Genomic DNA, 18,312 nt, shown 5'->3' with positions numbered 1-18,312 from the left:
GAACGACCGGCAGACTGCCATTACCCTTCCCGCCATGGCCAAGTACTTGCTGCTCAAGCACTACCGAGGCGCTCCGGCCGCGGTCAACGACATCCCAATGGAGCAATGGGCACCGGAAGAGGTCACGGCGCACATGCAGTACATGAGGGACTTCGCGAACCGGCTCGTGGAAACCGGCGAGTTCGTCGGCGAACAGGCTCTCACCCCCGAAGGCACCTTCGTCCGGTACGACGGTGAGGGCAAGCCGCCGGTCACCGACGGCCCCTTCGCCGAGACCAAGGACCTCATCGCGGGCTGGATGATGATCGACGTCGACAGCTACGAGCGGGCACTCGAACTGGCGGGCGAGCTGTCGGCCGCTCCGGGAGCCGGTGGGAAGCCGATCCACGAGTGGCTCGAACTGCGTCCGCTGTTCAGCGAACAGCTCATCGTCACGGAGTGAGCACCGAAATCGACGAGGCCCTGCTCCGGAGCCTCACCCCGAACGTCCTCGGGATCCTCGTCCGCCGCGGAGCCGACTTCGCGACGGCCGAGGACGCCGTGCAGGAAGCGCTGATCGAGGCTGTCCGCGTCTGGCCGGGCGACCGGCCGAAGGATCCGAAGGGCTGGCTCGTCACCGTCGCCTGGCGCAAGTTCCTCGACGTGGCCCGGTCGGACGCCGCCCGGCGCCGCCGCGAGGGCCTCGTCGACGACGAGCCGGAGCCGGGACCCGCTCCCGCGGTGGACGACACGCTGCAGCTCTACTTCCTGTGCGCGCACCCGTCGCTGACGCCGTCGTCGGCGGTCGCGCTCACCCTGCGCGCCGTCGGCGGGCTGACCACCCGCCAGATCGCCCAGGCGTACCTGGTGCCCGAAGCGACCATGGCGCAGCGCATCAGCCGGGCCAAGCGCACGGTCTCGGGAGTGCGCTTCGACCAGGCGGGCGACGTCGCCACCGTGCTCCGGGTGCTCTACCTGGTCTTCAACGAGGGCTACTCCGGCGACGTCGACCTCGCCGCCGAGGCCATCCGGCTCACCCGGCGGCTCGCGGCCGCGATCGACCATCCCGAGGTCGCGGGCCTGCTCGCGCTCATGCTGCTCCACCACGCCCGGCGCGCCGCCCGGACGTCGCCCGACGGCGACCTGGTGCCGCTCGCCGAACAGGACCGCGGCCGCTGGGACACGCGGCTGATCGCCGAGGGCGTCGAAATCCTGCAAGCCGCGCTGGCGCGTGACAGCCTCGGCGAGTTCCAGGCGCAGGCCGCGATCGCGGCACTCCACGCCGACGCGCCCGCCGCCGAGGAGACCGACTGGGTACAGATCGTCGAGTGGTACGACGAACTCGCGCGCCTGACCGGCAGCCCGGTGGTGCGGCTGAACCGCGCGGTGGCCGTCGGCGAGGCGGACGGACCGCGCGCGGGGCTGGCCGCGCTCGCCGAACTGGACGCTTCCCTGCCCCGTCACGCGGCGGTGGCGGCGTACCTCCACGAACGCGACGGCGACCTGGCGACGGCGGCGCGGCTGTACGCCGAGGCCGCCGAGAAGGCGGCCAACCTCGCCGAGCGCGCCCACCTGACGCGTCAAGCCGCGCGGATCAACGCCCTCAAGAAGTGACCGGCGGCAGGCGCGGGAGCCCGTCGATCTCCGACAGATGCTCCAGCACCCGCCCGAAAGCCTGCCCCAGCACCCGCTGCTCCTCGGGGCTCAGCAAGTCGATCAGGTGCTCCCGGACCCCTTCGACATGCGTCGGCGCCGCGCCCCGCAGCAGTTCCGCGCCGCGTTCGGTCAGCTCCGCGACGACGCCGCGTTTGTCCGCCGGGTCGCGGGTGCGGCGGATGATGCCCTCGGCCTCCAGCCGGACCATCTGGTGCGAAAGCCTGCTCTTGGTCGAGCCGAGCATGCTCGCCAGCTCCGTCATCCGCATCCGGTTGTCGGGCTGGAGCGAGAGGCAGACCAGGACTTCGTAATCGGCGAGCGAGACGTCGTGGCGCTCGGAGAGCTCGCGGTGGAGGCGCTGTCGCAGCCGCATGGTGGCGACGATGTACGAGCGCCAAGCGATCATCTCGGGCTCGGACAGCCAGCGCACTTCCTTCTGCTCCACCGCCATCCACGCAGGGTAGATCCTTGATCGCACGGGACGCATACCCACCGGTCACTTTTCGGCCCCTGAAAAATCCGGGGGAACATTCGCCCGAAGGAGGGTTACGAAAAGGTTGAGACTCGGCGCGAAAAGGCGCATTCTGCTTGTCAGCGGATGGTCGGGCAAGTAACGGGCGATCTCCTAGGACGGTCGCCGGACCTGCTCCCAGCCGGGAAAGGTCAGGTGGTGGTATGGCGGGTGATTCTCGCGGTTGACCGCCTGCTGTGTCCCCGCGACCGGAACGGAAAGGACCGGGTCGGTCGCGACTGCGAACAGCGACGAGCGCGGGTGTCTCAGATGCGCTCGACCATTCTCGCGCATTCGGCGTCACTCCAGCCTGTTTCGGGTTCGCGGCCTCTTCGACCGCCTCGGCAGCGCAGGACGTCGGCCCGGTGATCGCGGCCAACCGGCGATCAGTAACTGAAGACAACCTCGGTAGACCTGGGTGCGGCCATGGCGAAGTGGCCGCACCCAGGCATATCCGGGTCCATCCGGCTACGCTGCCCTCGTGCGATTCGACGAAGGCGCGGGCCTGGACACCTCCGAAGTCGAGGACCTGCGAGGCGGCGGCGGTGGCGGCGGTATCGGCGGCCGGGTGGCACTCGGCGGCGGCGGGCTCGGCGTGGTCGGCCTCGTCATCTACTTCCTCATCTCCCAGTTCGGCGGCGTGAGCCTGAACCCGTCCTCCGGCGGGCTCGGCGGGCTGGGCGCCGTGGGCTCCGGGCAGCAGAAGGACAACACGTCGCTGTCACAGGAGTGCAAGACCGGCGCGGACGCGAACCGGAAGCACGACTGCGCGATCGTCGGCATCATCAACTCGATCCAGGACTACTGGGGCCAGGAGTTCCAGCGCTCCGGGTCGACCTACCGCAAGTCCACCACCAACTTCTTCAACGGCGGCGTGAACACGGCCTGCGGCAACGCGACTTCGGACGTCGGGCCGTTCTACTGTCCCGGCGACTCAAAGGTGTACATCGACCTCGGGTTCTTCAACGAACTCCGCACCAAGTTCGGCGCGGAGGGCGGGCCGTTCGCGGAAGCGTACGTGCTGGCCCACGAATACGGTCACCACGTGCAGAACCTCACCGGAGTGTCCAAAAAGGGCACCGGCAGCGGGCCGACATCGGGTTCGGTGCGGCTCGAACTTCAGGCCGACTGCTACGCCGGGGCCTGGGCGAACCACGCGACGACCACGCCGGGCGAGACCGGGCGGCCGCTGCTCAGCGAGGTCAGTCAGCAGGACGTCAACTCCGCGCTGGACACCGCTTCGCGGATCGGTGACGACTACATCCAGTCCAAACTCGGTGGCGGCCGGGTCGACGAGTCGAAGTTCAGCCACGGCACCTCGGCGCAGCGGAAGAAGTGGTTCACCACCGGCTTCCAGACCGGCCAGCCCGCGCGGTGCGACACCTTCGCGACCAACAACCTGGGCTGAGCCCCGGAAGTACATGAAGGCCCCCTTCCTTGCGTCTAGCGCAGGAAGGGGGCCTTCATGTACTTCGGCTACGCGGCGACGGCGCCGTGGTGGTCGTCAGCGTGGACAGAAGCCGTCAGGCTCCGCTGCTTGGACCGCTCGGCCGCGCGAAGCGACTTCGCCTTCGCGGCCTTGCCACCGGGAACGCCGTTGATGTTCTCGGTGCTGGTCGCGTACACGCCCAGCGCCCAGGCGACGGCGTCGGAGTTGCGGTCGAGCGCGACGCGGTCGATGTTGCCGAGGTTGTCGCACTTCTGGTGGTAGCACTTGTCGTAAGGAACGTTGGCGCTACCGCCCCACTTGGCGGCCTGTGCCGCGGTCTTCACGCCTTCGGCGCCGGTGAACAGGCCACCGGCCGGGATGCCGACCGCGATGAACTGGCCGTAGTCGGAACGACCGGTGAAGTCCGTGCCCTCGACCGGGACGCCCTTGCCGTTCTGGAGGTAGTCCACGAGGGTCTTCTCCAGCTCGCCGGAACCGTACGGGCCCGCGCCCGCGCCGACACCGTCGGAGTCGTCACCGTCGTAGGCGAAGTACCCCGTGTTCGGCGAGGCGATCATGTCGTAGTTGTAGTACAGCGCGATGTCGAGCTGCTGCTCGAAGGTCAGCGAGTTGACGTAGTACGTCGAGCCGACGAGCCCGAACTCCTCGGCGCTCCACCAGCCGAAGCGGACGGCGTTGTTGACCTTGGCCTTGCTGCCCAGCTGCAGCGCGGTCTCCAGCAGTGCGGCGGAACCGGAGCCGTTGTCGTTGATACCGGGGCCCTCGATGACGCTGTCGAGGTGCGAGCCGAGCATCACGACGTTGTCCTTGCGACCGGTCTTGGTCTCGGCGATGACGTTGTAGCTGGTCCGCGCCTCCTGGAAGGCACGCAGGTCGAGGGTGACCGAAGCGCCGGCCTTCGTGGCGAGCGCCTGTCCGTCGGCCTGGGTGATGCCGCCGGTCGGGATCTTGCCCGCGGCCGGGTCGCTGAGGGTGCCGTTGACCGGGCCGGGGACGTTGTTGTAGATGATCGCGCCGACGGCGCCCGCGGCGGCCGCGGTCGCCTGCTTCTGCGCGAAGGAACAGCCGCCGCGCTGGATCAGCGCGATCTTGCCGGTGACCCCGCCGGCGTAGTCGGCCGCTTCGCAGCCGCTGGTGTCGTCGACCGGGACCACCGCGAGCGGGGCGGTGATTCCCCCGGCGGGCGTCGACGGGCTGTAGGACATGATGATGATCGGGACGTCGGCGCCCGCGACGGTCAGCTTCTCCGCGACGGTTTCCGCGTAGGTGAACGGGAACTCCTGCCGCGTGACCGCGAAGCCCGCCTGCTCCAGCTTCGTGGCGACGTACTCGGCGGACTTCTTGTGGCCCTCGGTGCTGGCCGCGCGGCGGCCGCCGTTCGCGTCCGAGATCCGCTGAAGGGCGATCAGGTGCCGATTCACATTGGCGCCGTCGACCTTGTTGACGAGCTGCTTGGCCAGCGCGGGGCCGTCGATCGACGGTGCGGCTGTCGCAGCGGGAGCCATTCCGACCGTGAGCGCGGCGGTGGCCATCACCACGATCGAGGGAACAATGCTTCTTCGCGAATATGACATGAGCGTCACCTTTGTGTGGTTTGAGTCATAGGTCAACCGACGTTCGGCGGACTTCCCATCACCGTTATAGGGTCGTCTGTATGTACGCGATCACCATCCGTGAGCCCGGCGATCCCGATGTTCTCGAATGGACCGAGGTCCCCGATCCGGTGGCGGGTGAAGGCGAAGTCGTCATCGATGTCGCCGCGAGTGCCGTCAACCGTGCTGACCTGCTGCAACGCCAAGGCAACTATCCACCCCCGCCGGGTGCGAGCGACATTCTCGGACTCGAATGTTCGGGCACGATCGCCGAAATCGGCGAAGGCGTCGAAGGATGGCAAATCGGCGACGAGGTTTGTGCTTTGCTCGCCGGTGGTGGCTATGGGGAAAAGGTCGCCGTTCCGGCCGGACAACTGCTTCCGCTGCCCGCCGAAGTCGAATTGCTCGCGGCCGCCGGGCTGCCCGAAGTCGCCTGCACGGTTTGGGCGAATGTCGTGATGCACGCCGGATTGTCCGAAGGTGAGGTTCTGCTCGTCCACGGTGGCGCGGGCGGGATCGGCACGCACGCGATCCAGGTCGCCAAGGCGCTCGGCGCGACGGTCGCGGTGACCGCGGGTTCGGAAGAGAGACTGGAGAGCTGCCGCCAGCTCGGCGCCGACATCGCGATCAACTACAAGGAGCAGGATTTCGCCGAGGTCCTGCGCGCCGAGACCGGCGGCGCGAATGTCATCCTCGACAACATGGGCGCGAAGTACCTGGACCGCAACCTCGACGCGCTGGCCATGGACGGCAGGCTCGTGGTGATCGGCATGATGGGCGGCGTCAAGGGCGAGCTCAACATCGGCAAGCTGATGGGCAAACGCGCGAGCGTGTTCGGCGCGGGCCTGCGGTCGCGGCCGCTCGACCAGAAAGCGGCGATCGTCGCCAACGTCCGCGAGCGGCTGTGGCCGTTGGTGGCGCAGGGTTCGGTCAAGCCGATCGTCGGTCAGGTCGTCCCGATGGCCGAAGCCGCGTCCGCACACCGCGCGCTGGAGGAAGGCACGGTTTTCGGCAAGGTTCTCCTCGCGGCGAAGTCTTAGCGGATCTCTTCCAGTACCCGGACGAGCTGGTTGACCTCGAAGACGTTCGAGTAATGCGCGAGTCCGATGCGGACGGCGCCGCCGACTTCGGCGGCGCCCAGTGATCCGAAGACACCACTCGTGCCGTCGTCGGCGAAGGCGCAGAGCCCTTGGGACGCGAGGTACTCCGCGACCTCGGGCGACTTCTTGCCCGCGACGGCGAAGGCCAGCGCGGGGATCCGGCGCATGGCGTCGCCGATGACCATCACGTGCCGCAGCGAACGCAGCTCCGTGGACAGTTGCGCCAGCAGCCCCGCGTGATACGACTTCGCCGAACCCAGCGACGTCACCAGCTTTTCGCGCCGCGAGCCGATCGCGGCGTCGTCCAAACCGGCCAGATAGTCGATCGACGCGATCAGCCCGGCCAGCAACGGGTACGCGTGCGGGCCCAGTTCCATCCGGGCCGGGCCGCGCGCGGCCGGATCGAGCGAGACCGACGGCAGGCGTTCGAGCAGTTCGGGATCGCGGAAGACCAGCGCCCCCACCGACGGCCCGCCCCAGGCCTGCGCCGAAACCACCATCACGTCGGCGCCGAGCGCGTTGAGGTCCAGCGGCACGAACGGCGCCGCGTACGTCGCGTCGACGACGACCAGCGCGCCGACGCGTTTGGCGAACTCGATCACCGTCGGGACATCGGGCCGGGTGCCGACCGAACCGGACGCCAGCGTGACCGCGACGGCCTTGGTGCGCGCGGAAACGAGGTTCTCGTACTGCCAGGCGGGCAGCTCGCAGGTCTCGATGTCGATCTCGCCCCAGCGCACGACCGCGCCGACCCGTTTCGCGGCGCGGCGCCACGGCGCGAGGTTGGCCTCTTCGTCCAGCCGGGACACGACGACCTCGTCGCCGATCGTCCAGCGGTCGGCCATCGCGTCGACGAGACGGCGGATGAGGTCGGGCGCGTTGGGTCCGAGCACGACTCCGGCCGGATCGGCGCCGACCAGGTCGGCGACCGCCCGGCGAGCGGCCGTGACAATGCTTTCCGCGCGCTGTGAGGCCGGAAACGCTCCACCCGGCCCGGACACCGGAGCACGCATGGCCGTGGACACGGCCGAAGCGACCTGTTCAGGTACGAGCATTCCGGCGGCGCCGTCGAAGTGAATCCAGCCGTCACCCAGCGCGGGAAACAACCCACGGATACGAGCGACGTCGAACGCCATGGGGACACCGTACGGACGTGCGGTTTGGCGCTTTACGCGGGGTTGGCCAGCCGACCACGGGGCGCGACGATTCCCGCTACGCTCGGAGACGGCGCCGGAAAACCACACTGCGCTTCGCGCCCGACGTAGGCCAGGATGGAGCACATGACCGACCCAGTTTCCCGCGAATCGAACACCCCCGGTGACGGCGGCGGAGACTCGTCACCCCACGTGGTGGTCGTCGGGCCCGACGGCGTTCCGGTCGGCACCGCGCGGCTCGCCTCCCCCGGCTCCGACGAAGAGACACCTCAGGAGGAATCGCTCGGCGACCTCGTCGAGGAACCCGCGAAGGTGATGCGGATCGGCACGATGATCAAGCAGCTGCTGGAGGAGGTCCGCGCCGCACCGCTGGACGACGCCAGCCGCACGCGCGTGCGCGAGATCCACCAGACCTCGATCCGGGAGCTGGAGCAGGCGCTCGCGCCGGAGCTCCAGGATGAGCTGGAGCGGCTGGTGCGGCCGTTCACCGAGAACTCGACGCCGTCCGATGCCGAGCTGCGGATCGCGCAGGCCCAGCTCGTCGGCTGGCTGGAAGGGCTGTTCAGCGGCATCCAGACCGCGCTGTTCGCGCAGCAGATGGCCGCGCGGGTGCAGCTGGAGCAGATGCGGCGCGGGCTCCCGGCCGGTCCTTCGGCTGGCGGCGCGCTGGGCGGGCACGGCGCCGGTGGCGACTCTCACGGGCCGGGTCAGTACCTCTGAAGTGCGCTGAAGGGGCGCAGCGGGCGGAAGAACGTCCGCAGGTCCCCGATGAGCAGGTCCGGCACCTCCAGGCCGGGGAAGTGACCCCCTCGGTCCAGAGTGGACCAGTGCACGATGTCGTCGGTGCGCTCGGCCAGGTGCCGGACAGGCGGGCCGGTGTCCTTCGGGAACACGGCCACCCCGGTGGGCACAGTGGACTTCGGCGGCTCGGCGCCCCAGTCGGGCCCTGACGCGGCGTAGATCCGCGAAGACGAGTTCGCGGTGCCGGTGAGCCAGTAGAGCATCACGTTGGTGAGCAGATCGTCGCGATCGATCGCCTCCTCCGGGACGTCCCGCGAGTCCGAAAAGGACTTGAACTTCTCCACCAGCCAGGCCAGCTGCCCGGCCGGTGAGTCGGTGAGCCCGTAGGCAAGCGTTTGCGGCTTGGTCGCCTGGATCATCGCGTAGCCCAGCTCGCCGGACCGCGACCCGGTCTCCGGCACCGCGCTCGGCAGCATCGTCAGATGCGCGCCGATCACCCGTTCCGGGCACCGGACGCCCACCTGACGCGAAACGAGCGCGCCCCAGTCGCCGCCGTGCAGCCCGAACCGTTCGTACCCGAGCCGCGACATCAGCACCGGCCACGCGCCGGCGATCCGGTCAGGACCCCAGTCCGCCTCGGTCGTCGGCCCGGAGAAGCCGAACCCCGGAAGCGACGGCACGACGACGTGGAACGCGTCCTCGGGATCGCCTCCATACGCGCGTGGATCCGAGAGGGGACCGATGACGTCGAGGAACTCCACAATGGACCCCGGCCAGCCGTGCGTGAGCATCAGCGGGATCGCGTCCGGCTCCGGTGACCGCGCGTGCAGGAAGTGGACGTCGGCGCCGTCGATGTTCGTGAGGAAGCCGGGGAAACCGTTGAGCCGCTCCTCGTGGGCGCGCCAGTCGTAGCGGAGACGCCAGTACTCGGCGAGTTCCTGGAGATATCCGAGCGGCGTGCCGAGCTCCCAGCCGACGCCGTCGATCTCGTCGGGCCAGCGCGTGTTCGCGAGGCGAGCGTCGAGGTCGTCGAGATCCTGCTGGGGGACGGCGATCGTGAACGGCACGATTTCGTCGGTCATGACGACGACGGTAGGGCGGATCGAGGACAGCCTCGGTCCTCGATCGAAGGGTCAAACCCGGTACCTGGGCAGAGCCCAATCGGTCATCATCTCCGCGATTCCAGTGTCAGCGCCCTACAAGCGATATTCCCTCGGAACCCAGTCCGACATCAGGTCGGCGACATCCTCGACACGTTCTTCTTCAGTCTCCCGGCCCTGCTCACGGAGAAGCAGGATCGTGTCGAGCAGTTCTTGATACAGCTTCTCCCGCGAGACACCGCGCTCGAGCTCCGCGGCGAGCAGGGGCCGGATCTCGAAGATGGTCAGCCCCTCGGCGACAACCTCCAGAAGGCGGGTCCGAAAATCCGTACTCACCTCCACGCCCTCAACCTCCCTGCAGTTGACCGCGCAGGCGGTCGAGCCAGCGGTCGATGGTGCCCTCGTACCGGCCAGGGTCGTTGCGGCGCTGCGCCTCGTCGACGGACGCGGAGACGGCGGCCTTGACCTGGGCCGCATACTCGGGCAGGACGAAGATCTCCTGGTAGTAACCGTCGCGCATCTGGACGTCCGCGACGAACTCGTAGTCCTTCGCCACCTCGGGCACCTTCATGCGGTACGCGACGCCGGGGATCGCGCCCGGTCCGAACGCGGTGACCACGATGACCGTGGGACGCGCCGCCTTGACGACGTCGGTCGGCTCGGCGCCGTGCGCGATCGCCTCGTCGTTGAGCCCGATGTAGTCGATCGCCTTCCAGCCGCTGTAGTACGGGATGGCCCCGGCGTCGGACACCGCGAGGCGGCGCGCGGCCTCGGGGACCCGCGCAGCGGCGAGGCCCTTGCCGATCGCGACATGAGCACGCTGCAGATCGGGACCGTAGTTGGCGGTCAACGGCAGTTCCGCGGACGTCGCGCCGGCGACCGCCACCCAGCCGACCGCGACGGTGCCGGCCAGCGCCGCGATCCAGCGGCGGCCGAGGTGCGCCATCGCCAGCCCCGCGCCGAGGCACAGCACCGGGAACGCGTGGAAGGCGAAGCGGTACAGGTAGTCCATGGTCGGCCCGGACACCGCGTAGGTCATCCCCGTCAGCAGCACGACCGAGCACAGCACCAGACCCGCGCCCCGGCTCGCCTTCCTGATCAGGAGCGAGGCGGCCAGGATGAGCAACGGCAGGAAGAGCAGGGCCGTCGTCTCCAGCCACACCGAACCGGCGTCGAGATTGCCGAACTTGACGTAGAAGGTGTTCGGGAACAGGTGCCCGAAGTAGGACCACCGCCAGCCGAAGTAACCGCCGCCCACGACGACGACCGCGGCGACCAGTGCCCAGGTCCGGCCTTGACGACGGCGGAGCCAGCACCAAACCAGGAAGCCCGGCAGCGTGGCGAGCACCCCTTCCGGGCGGATCATCCCGGCGAGCAGCAGCAACAGCGGCGGCTCCCAGTCCCGCACGGCACGGCCCTGGACGAGGTCCACGCCGACGATCGCCGCGCGAAGCACGACGGCGGCGAAGGCGATGGTTTCCAGGCCCGCGGTCACATGGAAGTACGTCGGCACGAACAGCACCAGCGCACCGGCGGCCACGAGTGCCCCGAGTACACCGGCGGCGCGATGCCCCGCGCGGACGAGCATCACGAGGATCCCGGCGCCCAGGACGACGGAAGTCACCTTCGCGACGGTTTCCAGCGGCAGTCCGGCGAGGGCGAACGGGACGTGCCACAGCATCCAGAGGAAGTTGGTGAATCCTTCGATCGGATCCTCGCCCACGTTCCACACTGGACCGTGACCGTCGGCCATGTTCGCCGAGTACCGGAAGGTGATGAAGGCGTCGTCGATGGTAAAGAACCACGCCGCCCAGCAGCCCACGAGGAACAGCGCGCCCAAGCCCGCCGTGATGACGAGCGGGCCCCGGCCCGGCTTCGGTTCCGGGGCGGCGCCGGTTTCGGCGGTCTCCGTCGTGGTCTTCATTCCACCGACCCCATTTTCTCGATCCGGTCCAGCACGCGGTCCACGCCCCGGCCGTCGACGACGGACGACGCCGTCTCGGAGAACCGCCGCCGGGTCTCCCGGTCCAGCAGCAAGGTCCGCAACGTCTCCACGGCGTCGCCGTCCAGCGCGGCGGCGCTCCCCAGCCCGGCCGCCAGTCCGAGCTCCAGCGCGCCCCGGTATCCCGTCTCCTGGTTGTCGACCAGCTTCACGACCCCTGTCGGCACACCGAGGCAACACAGTTCCAGCAAGGTGACGCCGGCCGCGCTCACCGCGACATCCGTCTCCACCAGCAGGTCGAGCAGGCCGGGGCCGGGCGGCTGAACGCGGAATTCCTGTCCCGGCAGCGTGCTCGGCACGACCGGTTCACCGCGCACGAGGACATCGGCGACGAACGTCAGCTCCGTGTCGCGCAAGGCGTGCAGCAACGCGCTGACCGTGCCCGCCCACTCCGTCCCGCCGCCGAGCACCACGGTCACATGGGCCGGCTCGGCGGCTTCACGGCCGAGGCGCTTTTCCCGCGCGTCCCGGACGACGTCTCGCATCGGCGCGTAGGCCACGCCTCGGAGCAGCACGCCGGAGCCGTCGCCAGGCCTCGGCGCGGGGACGAAACCACAGTCGACGACGAGGTCCGCCGCGCGCCTGCCGAACACGTCGTCCTCGATGGACACCAGCAGCGCCCCCGCGGCGTTGACCTCCTGGCGCAGCTCACCGAGGCCGTAGTGATCGACGACCACCGCGTCGAAGCCGTCGAACGGCACGGACGGCACCACAGGGACGGCGAGCTCGCCGAACCGGGCGGCCAGCCACTCTGCGTTGTCCACCTGACCGGAGAAGACGACCTCCCAGCCTCGCGCGACCGCGCGTTCGGCATAGGCGACCATGCGCGAGACGTGGCCCGCGCCGATCGTCCCGGAGGCTTCGGCCCGCAGCAACAGCCTCGTCACCTGGCCACCTTCTTCTGCTCGATGTGCTGGTTGAGCGTCGCGAGATCGGGCAGGGAACGCAGAATCGCGACCACCTCCCGCCAGGCGCCGACGCGATCGCCCAGCTCCGCCACGACGCCTTCGATGACCGACCAGTCCTCGACGGTGTCCAAGGTCACGCGGAGGTCGTCGGCGGGAGGACTGACCACGACACCGGAGCACGCGTACTTCTCCGGACGTGAGTAGATGCCCGAAGTCACATGTTCCCGGTCGGCGCCGCGGGCGATCTCGACCTGCTCGGCCAGCACTCCCGCGCGCACAAGTTCCGCGTCGAAGCCGCGGGGCAGCGTGCGCACGAGGGTCGTGCTCAAGTAGTCCAGCGAAGGACGTGCCCGCCACAACGTGACGAGCTGTCCGATCAGCTCCGAGTCCAGCAGCGGGCAGTCCGCGGTGAGCCGCACCACGGCGTCGGCCGGGTACAACTCGGCTGCCACCGCGAAGCGCGCGAGGACGTCGTCGAGCGGCCCTCGGGCGACCAGTGCGCCGTGTCGGGCGGCTTCTTCGGCCACCGCGTCGTCGTCGGCCTCCGTGGAGGTCGCGACCACGACGTTGTCGATCCCCGGCGAACTCGCGGCGGCACGGACGACCCAGCCGAGCACGCTCCGGCCTGCCAGCGGGCGGAGCACCTTGCCGGGCAGCCGGGTCGACGACGCGCGCGCCTGGATGACGGCGTTGACCACGTGGGCCACGGGGTCTGGATCCATGGGTGACATGATGTCCTGCGGCAGTAGCACCGAAACGCGGAGGTCAACGATGTCCGAGCTGGATGGCTCCAGCATCCTGCTCACCGGCGGGACCGGTTCGTTCGGCAAGGCGTTCATCACCTACGCCCTGGCCGAGCTGAACCCGCGACGGCTGGTCGTGCTCTCCCGTGACGAGCTCAAGCAGTACGAAGCCCGGCAGCAGTTCGACAACGACCCGAGGCTGCGCTGGTTCATCGGCGACATCCGGGACCGCCGCCGCCTTGAGCGCGCGATGCACGGAGTCGACTACGTCGTGCACGCCGCCGCGCTCAAGCAGGTCGACACGGGTGAGTACAACCCGTTCGAATTCGTGCAGACCAACGTCGTCGGCTCGCAGAACGTCATCGAGGCCGCGATCGACACGGGCGTGAAGAAGGTCGTCGCGCTGTCGACGGACAAGGCGTCCAGCCCGATCAACCTCTACGGCGCCACGAAGCTGTGCGCCGACCGGATGTTCATCAGCGCGAACCACTACGCCGCGACGCACCCGACCAGGTTCTCCGTGGTCCGCTACGGCAACGTGATGGGCTCGCGCGGCAGCGTGATCCCGTTCTTCCGCGCGCTCGCGGCCAAGGGCGAGTCGCTGCCGATCACGCATAAGGAGATGACCCGCTTCTGGATCACGCTCCCGCAGGCCGTGCAGTTCGTGGTCGACTCGTTCGACCAGATGAACGGCGGCGAGCTGTACGTGCCGCGGATCCCCAGCATGCGGCTGGTCGAACTCGCGCAGGCCATCGCGCCCGGTTCGCCGATGCACGAGGTCGGCATCCGGCCCGGCGAGAAGCTGCACGAAGAGATGATCGCCCCCGACGACTCCCGCCGGACGGTTCAGCTGAGCGACCGCTACGTCGTCCAGCCGCATATCGCGGGCTGGGGTTACGAGCCGCCGTCGGACGGCAAGGCGGTGCCGGAGAACTTCGCGTACCGCTCGGACACCAACGATCTGTGGCTCGACGCGGAGGAACTGCGCAGCCTGGTCGAGCAGTATGGCTGAGCAGTTCCTTCCCTACGGCCGTCAGTCCATCTCGGACGAGGACATCGCCGCGGTCACCGACGTGCTGCGTGGTGACTGGCTGACCACCGGCCCCGCCGTCACCCGCTTCGAAGCCGACCTCGCCGAGCACACCGGCGGCACACCCGCGGTGGCCGTCACCTCGGGCACGGCCGCGCTTCACGTCGCGTACGCGGCGGCAGGGATCGGCCCCGGTGACGAGGTCGTCACCTCGCCGATGACGTTCGTCGCCACCGCCGCGACGGCCGCGCTGCTCGGCGGCGAGGTCGTGTTCGCCGACGTCGAGGCGGACACCGGGAACCTCGACCCGGCGGCGGCCTCGGCGGCCGTCACGTCGCGGACGAAGGTCGTCGCGGCCGTCGACTACGCCGGCCACCCGGCGGAACTGGACGAACTCGGCCGCATCGCCCGCGACAACGGCGTGCTGCTGCTGGAGGACGCCGCCCATTCCGTCGGCGGGAGCTGGCAGGGCAGGCCTGTGGGTTCACTCGCCGACCTCACCACGTTCTCCTTCTTCCCCACCAAGAACCTCACCACCGCCGAAGGTGGCGCGGTGGTCGCCGGTTCGGACGAGCTGCTGGCGCGGGCCCGCGGTTTCCGCAACCACGGTCTGGTGCGGGACAAGGCGGCGCAGCGCTTTCCGGACGAGGGCGCGTGGCACCAGGAAGTGCACGAGTTCGGCCTCAACTACCGGCTGCCGGACGTGTTGTGCGCCTTGGGAAGCAGCCAGCTGCACAGGCTCACCGAGTTCAAGAAGCGACGCGCGGAGATCCACGCGCGCTACACCGCCGCACTGTCCTCTTTGGACGGCGTGTTGACGCCTGCCGTACGCGAAGGCGCGGACCCAGTGTGGCACCTGTACCCGCTGCGAGTCCTCGAAGGACGCCGCCGAGCACTGTTCGATCACCTGCGCGCCAAGGGAATCGGCGTGCAGGTCAACTACATCCCCGCGTACTGGCACCCGGTGTTCGAAGACCTCGGCTACCGACGCGGGATGTGCCCGAACGCGGAGCTGTACTACAGCCAGGAGCTCTCGCTGCCGCTGTTCCCGGCGCTGACCGACGCCGACGTGGACCGCGTCATCGACGAGGTCCACGCCTTCTTCGGCTAGGCCTGCTCAGGGGCAGGGCTTACCCCTTCGAAACGGATCGTTTCGAAGGGGTCGGCTTCGTCCACGAAAAGCCTGACGAAGCCGTCCGTGGTGAAGTTGCCGCGAAGCCACTCAAGGATGAGATCTGTGAGCAGTCCGGTGAGCGGCGGCCCTTGGTCGTTGTGGCGCGGATAGACGATGACCGGCCACTCATCCGGCTCGCCCAGCGTGAGCCATCCGATCTCATCCCCGCCCTGGGTCTCCAGGACCGGAAGGAATCCGCCGGGTTCCGGCCACACCGCGAGTGGCTGGTAATCGGGGGCGTCATTACGAAGGTCGCGATAGTTGTACAACGACTCTTCCACCGACTTGGCCAGTCCCCGATGGTCGGAACGAAGTGGCGCGGGAACGTGCAGCCAATCGGCGAAATATCCATAGCCGTATCGCTCTGTCAAGGCGACGAACTCGGTGGGCAGCCGCGTGCCGAGCCGCTCGAAGAGTTCTTCCCAAGAACCCTCGCCAAGGTAGGGCGCCTCCGGAGGGGGAACCAACTCACACAAGGCGTCCAACCCGGTCCCTTGGGTAAACGCGGCGAGCCTTCGCGGATCCGGAGCGGGTTTCGGTTCAGGCGGTGGCGGCACGCCCCAGGAACGCGCCTTCAGGTAGTCGAGGCTCCGCTCGACCGTCGGCGCCAACGGCCCCAAAGTGGTATCGGGGAACCGGACTCCGGTCCGGACGATGGCGGTCAGCGCCTCCTCGAAGGGCATTTCCAAGTCGAACCAAGGATTCTCTCCCTGGTTGAGCGCTCTCTGCTGGTGGACCACGACCGGCCAGTGCTCGGGATCGTCCGAAGCGCCGGTATCCCAGAACAAATGCTCCGAGAAAGTGGTGCTCCCCCAGACGAGCAGACCACCCGGCTTCGGATGGAATCGAGGCCTGTCGTCGACGGGAAGATCCATCGACACCGCGCCGCAGAACTTGTGCACGTGAGCGAGTTCGTCCGCGTAGTCGAAGCGATCGTCACGGGCGACAGGAGCCTTCAGCAAGAGACGCCCGCCGACGAACACCGGGCCATAGACGTCGACCAAGGCCTTGTAGGAACTCGGCAAACGCAGCCCGAGCCAGGCTTCGACACCGGGCCAATCGACGGGGATCGGATCGGGAGGTGGTGGGCCGAGCAGTTCGGCGAACGAGATGGTCACCGCGCGATGGTGCCAGCCAACCCTGACAATTCCGCTAGATCAGGCCCCAGGTGAGCGCGGTGCCCTTGGGGACATCGGAAGCGAAGGTACGGCCGAGCACGTTCACGATCTCGGCCGGAGCCAGCCCACCGGCCGGCCGGATCGACCGGACGTTTTCCCGCGTCACCGTGTCCCCGGCGCGCACGTCCTCGACGACGTAGAGGGAACGCCGGAACCGCAGTCCTTCCTTCTCGCTCTCGCGCGGTCCGATCACGGCGGCGCCCAGCGCCTCCCACGCGCGGTGCGACTCGGTGACCAGCGCGGCCAGTTCGGCGGGCTCCAGGGAGAACTCGGAGTCGACGCCGCCGTCGTTCCTGGCCAGCGTCACGTGTTTCTCGATGGCGACGGCGCCGAGCGCGACGGCGGCGAGCGGGGCGCCGATACCGGGCGTGTGGTCGGACAGGCCGACGAGCGTCCCGGTCACGCCGGCCAGGACGGGCAGGCCACGCAGGTTGCTCTCGGCGGGCGACGCCGGGTAGCTGGCGGTGCAGCCGAGCACGATGAGCTGGTCGTTGCCCGCCTCACGCGCCGTCCGCACCGCCGCGTCGATCTCGGCGACGCTGGCCATCCCGGTCGAGATGATCAGCGGTTTGCCGGTCTTCGCGCACAGTTCGATCAGCGGCAGGTCGACGATCTCCGACGACGCGATCTTGTACGCGGGCGCGTCCAGCGACTCCAGCAGGTCGACGGCCGTGGGGTCGAACGGGCTGGAGAAGATCTCGAGACCGTGGGCGCGGGCGCGCTCGAACAGCGGCTCGTGCCACTCCCAGGGCGTGTGAGCGCGCTCGTAGAGCTTGTAGAGGTTCTCGCCGCCCCACAGCGAGTGCGAGTCACCGATGCGGAAGTCCGGCGTGTCCACGTCGATGGTGATCGTGTCCGGCCGGTAGGTCTGCAGCTTGACCGCCTGCGCGCCGGTTTCGGCGATCGCGTCGACGATCTCGAGTGCCCGGCCGAGGTCACCGTTGTGGTTACCGGACATTTCGGCGATCACGAACGGCGGGTGCGCCGCCGAGAGGACATGTGCGCCGATGCGCACCTCGCTGGCGGTCATCGGGGTGGGACTACCTCTTCTTCCTGGTCCGGCGGTCGGCGGCACGCAGTTCGGTCCAGACGACCTCGCGCGGCTCGCCGTCGACCTCTCGAACATACCTGCGTGTTTCGGTGAAGCCGAATCGCTTGTGGAGCTGCAGGACCTGACGGTTGTCCGCGAGTGTCGCGCCGCCAAGCAGGTTCAGGCCGAGAACGTCGAAGCCGTAGTCGACGGCCGCGCCCTCCAGCTTCAACCAGGCGGGGAGGATCTCGCGGCCGAGCCCCTCGACGTCCAGGTAAAAGTGCCATTCCGCGCTTCCGGTCTCGGCGTCGATGTCGCTGAACAGCACGACACCGGCGGGCACCTCACCGTGCCGGTAGACGAGCACGCGACGGCTCGGGTCCGCGCGGACCGCGTCGAACCAGCCGCGGTGTTCTTCGGCGCCGATCTCGTGCGTGGTGAAGCTGACCTTCCGGACCGACGGATGGTTGCGCCACCGCCGGATCCGGTCGAGGTCGTCTTCCCCGGCTTCGGCCAGCACGGTCACAGAGCCTGGTCGACGTTCTCGCGCTGCTGGTCCTCGAGGCGGCGCAGCCGGTCCTCGTAGCGGGCGATCCCGGCGAGCCGGATGCGGATCTGGGCGTGCTGGCGCTGGATCTCCTGGATCAGGCTGCGCGCCTCGGCCAGTTCGGGCTTGTCGGCGTGCGTCGGCAGCGACAACGACTCGCGCAGGTCCTCCAGCTGGGCCTCCTGGGCCGCGACGCTCGGGATCAGGCGGTCCAGCTCGGCGCGGGTCCAGCGCAGGTCTCCGCGCGTGTGCTCGAGGCCGCCCTCGGCGCCGTCGAGCCGTCGGCGGTGGTCCGCGGTGGCGTGTTCGAGGTCGTTGACGCGCCCGTTGAGGTCACGGAGCCGCTCGTCGATCCGGAAGTCGATGAGCCTGGCGATCCGGCCGATCACGCCGCTGCGGAGTTTCTGCACTGCCATG

General features: G+C 68.9%; 19 protein-coding genes. 7 read left to right on the top strand and 12 right to left on the bottom strand.

The features are described from left to right. Window positions 1-34 precede the first annotated feature (34 nt). Both AMYAL_RS0119195 and AMYAL_RS0119190 read left to right on the top strand, forming a co-directional pair. Window positions 35-442, top strand: coding sequence for a YciI family protein (locus tag AMYAL_RS0119195; protein ID WP_020632929.1), 408 nt, complete (start codon window positions 35-37; stop codon window positions 440-442). A gap of 8 nt (window positions 443-450) precedes the next feature. Beyond that, the gene (locus AMYAL_RS0119190) at window positions 451-1,593 is read left to right on the top strand and encodes an RNA polymerase sigma factor (protein ID WP_026467234.1); all 1,143 of its coding nucleotides are present in this window, start codon (window positions 451-453) and stop codon (window positions 1,591-1,593) included. Here the strand turns inward: AMYAL_RS0119190 and AMYAL_RS0119185 are convergent. Continuing rightward, window positions 1,583-2,086: a MarR family winged helix-turn-helix transcriptional regulator gene (locus AMYAL_RS0119185; protein WP_039794052.1), complete on the bottom strand. Its 504-nt coding sequence runs from the start codon at window positions 2,084-2,086 to the stop codon at window positions 1,583-1,585. The two genes, AMYAL_RS0119190 and AMYAL_RS0119185, sit on opposite strands and share 11 nt — an antisense overlap. 541 nt (window positions 2,087-2,627) lie before the next feature. Between AMYAL_RS0119185 and ypfJ the strand changes: the two genes are divergently transcribed. After that, on the top strand, window positions 2,628-3,554 hold the full coding sequence (gene ypfJ, locus AMYAL_RS0119180; RefSeq protein WP_020632926.1) for a KPN_02809 family neutral zinc metallopeptidase: 927 nt from the start codon (window positions 2,628-2,630) through the stop codon (window positions 3,552-3,554). A gap of 68 nt (window positions 3,555-3,622) precedes the next feature. Here the strand turns inward: ypfJ and AMYAL_RS0119175 are convergent, their stop codons facing one another. Continuing rightward, complete coding sequence (locus AMYAL_RS0119175; RefSeq protein ID WP_026467233.1) at window positions 3,623-5,170, bottom strand: M28 family metallopeptidase; 1,548 nt, start codon at window positions 5,168-5,170, stop codon at window positions 3,623-3,625. An 80-nt stretch (window positions 5,171-5,250) separates the two neighbouring features. Between AMYAL_RS0119175 and AMYAL_RS0119170 the strand changes: the two genes are divergently transcribed. Continuing rightward, the gene (locus tag AMYAL_RS0119170) at window positions 5,251-6,228 is read left to right on the top strand and encodes an NAD(P)H-quinone oxidoreductase (protein WP_020632924.1); all 978 of its coding nucleotides are present in this window, start codon (window positions 5,251-5,253) and stop codon (window positions 6,226-6,228) included. Here the strand turns inward: AMYAL_RS0119170 and AMYAL_RS0119165 are convergent. Then, on the bottom strand, window positions 6,225-7,424 hold the full coding sequence (locus AMYAL_RS0119165; RefSeq protein ID WP_005149639.1) for a cysteine desulfurase-like protein: 1,200 nt from the start codon (window positions 7,422-7,424) through the stop codon (window positions 6,225-6,227). The two genes, AMYAL_RS0119170 and AMYAL_RS0119165, sit on opposite strands and share 4 nt — an antisense overlap. Before the next feature lie 135 nt (window positions 7,425-7,559). Between AMYAL_RS0119165 and AMYAL_RS0119160 the strand changes: the two genes are divergently transcribed. Beyond that, a complete protein-coding gene (locus tag AMYAL_RS0119160) occupies window positions 7,560-8,162 on the top strand; it encodes a bacterial proteasome activator family protein (RefSeq protein WP_020632923.1) in 603 nt (200 codons plus the stop codon). On the opposite strand, the gene AMYAL_RS0119155 is transcribed toward AMYAL_RS0119160, so the two are convergent. The 5 genes from AMYAL_RS0119155 to AMYAL_RS0119135 form a co-directional block, all read right to left on the bottom strand. Continuing rightward, on the bottom strand, window positions 8,150-9,265 hold the full coding sequence (locus AMYAL_RS0119155; RefSeq protein ID WP_020632922.1) for an epoxide hydrolase family protein: 1,116 nt from the start codon (window positions 9,263-9,265) through the stop codon (window positions 8,150-8,152). The genes AMYAL_RS0119160 and AMYAL_RS0119155 overlap by 13 nt on opposite strands. Window positions 9,266-9,379: 114 nt before the next feature. Beyond that, complete coding sequence (locus tag AMYAL_RS0119150; RefSeq protein WP_020632921.1) at window positions 9,380-9,625, bottom strand: hypothetical protein; 246 nt, start codon at window positions 9,623-9,625, stop codon at window positions 9,380-9,382. Window positions 9,626-9,629: 4 nt separating this feature from the next. Continuing rightward, entirely contained in the window at window positions 9,630-11,207 is a 1,578-nt protein-coding gene (locus AMYAL_RS0119145; RefSeq protein WP_020632920.1) for a hypothetical protein, read from the bottom strand. Continuing rightward, window positions 11,204-12,172, bottom strand: coding sequence for a hypothetical protein (locus tag AMYAL_RS0119140; protein ID WP_020632919.1), 969 nt, complete (start codon window positions 12,170-12,172; stop codon window positions 11,204-11,206). The genes AMYAL_RS0119145 and AMYAL_RS0119140 overlap by 4 nt, the downstream gene beginning before the upstream one ends. Beyond that, window positions 12,169-12,915 carry a cytidylyltransferase domain-containing protein gene (locus AMYAL_RS0119135; RefSeq protein WP_020632918.1) on the bottom strand — a complete coding sequence of 249 codons (747 nt, stop codon included), beginning with the start codon at window positions 12,913-12,915 and terminating at the stop codon, window positions 12,169-12,171. Before AMYAL_RS0119135 ends, AMYAL_RS0119140 begins: the two co-directional genes overlap by 4 nt. A gap of 49 nt (window positions 12,916-12,964) precedes the next feature. On the opposite strand from AMYAL_RS0119135, the gene pseB reads away from it, so the two are divergent. Together pseB and AMYAL_RS0119125 are read left to right on the top strand one after the other, a co-directional pair. Continuing rightward, on the top strand, window positions 12,965-13,948 hold the full coding sequence (pseB, locus tag AMYAL_RS0119130) for a UDP-N-acetylglucosamine 4,6-dehydratase (inverting) (protein ID WP_020632917.1): 984 nt from the start codon (window positions 12,965-12,967) through the stop codon (window positions 13,946-13,948). Beyond that, complete coding sequence (locus tag AMYAL_RS0119125; protein WP_020632916.1) at window positions 13,941-15,077, top strand: DegT/DnrJ/EryC1/StrS family aminotransferase; 1,137 nt, start codon at window positions 13,941-13,943, stop codon at window positions 15,075-15,077. Before pseB ends, AMYAL_RS0119125 begins: the two co-directional genes overlap by 8 nt. On the opposite strand, the gene AMYAL_RS45980 is transcribed toward AMYAL_RS0119125, so the two are convergent. From AMYAL_RS45980 to AMYAL_RS0119105, 4 genes are all read right to left on the bottom strand, one after another. Beyond that, complete coding sequence (locus AMYAL_RS45980) at window positions 15,074-16,144, bottom strand: SMI1/KNR4 family protein (protein ID WP_143267679.1); 1,071 nt, start codon at window positions 16,142-16,144, stop codon at window positions 15,074-15,076. The genes AMYAL_RS0119125 and AMYAL_RS45980 overlap by 4 nt on opposite strands. Before the next feature lie 148 nt (window positions 16,145-16,292). Continuing rightward, the gene (gene pseI / locus AMYAL_RS0119115) at window positions 16,293-17,348 is read right to left on the bottom strand and encodes a pseudaminic acid synthase (protein WP_020632914.1); all 1,056 of its coding nucleotides are present in this window, start codon (window positions 17,346-17,348) and stop codon (window positions 16,293-16,295) included. A gap of 10 nt (window positions 17,349-17,358) precedes the next feature. Further along, complete coding sequence (locus tag AMYAL_RS0119110; protein ID WP_020632913.1) at window positions 17,359-17,874, bottom strand: GNAT family N-acetyltransferase; 516 nt, start codon at window positions 17,872-17,874, stop codon at window positions 17,359-17,361. Further along, window positions 17,871-18,311 (bottom strand): hypothetical protein, encoded by a 441-nt coding sequence (locus AMYAL_RS0119105; protein ID WP_020632912.1) that lies wholly within the window; start codon window positions 18,309-18,311, stop codon window positions 17,871-17,873. The genes AMYAL_RS0119110 and AMYAL_RS0119105 overlap by 4 nt, the downstream gene beginning before the upstream one ends. Window position 18,312 lies beyond the last annotated feature (1 nt).

Origin of the sequence: Amycolatopsis alba DSM 44262 (genome assembly GCF_000384215.1) — a bacterium.
GTDB classification, from domain to species: domain Bacteria; phylum Actinomycetota; class Actinomycetes; order Mycobacteriales; family Pseudonocardiaceae; genus Amycolatopsis; species Amycolatopsis alba.
Note: the sequence above shows the minus strand (reverse complement) of the source record. Positions and strands in the feature narration are given on the sequence as shown.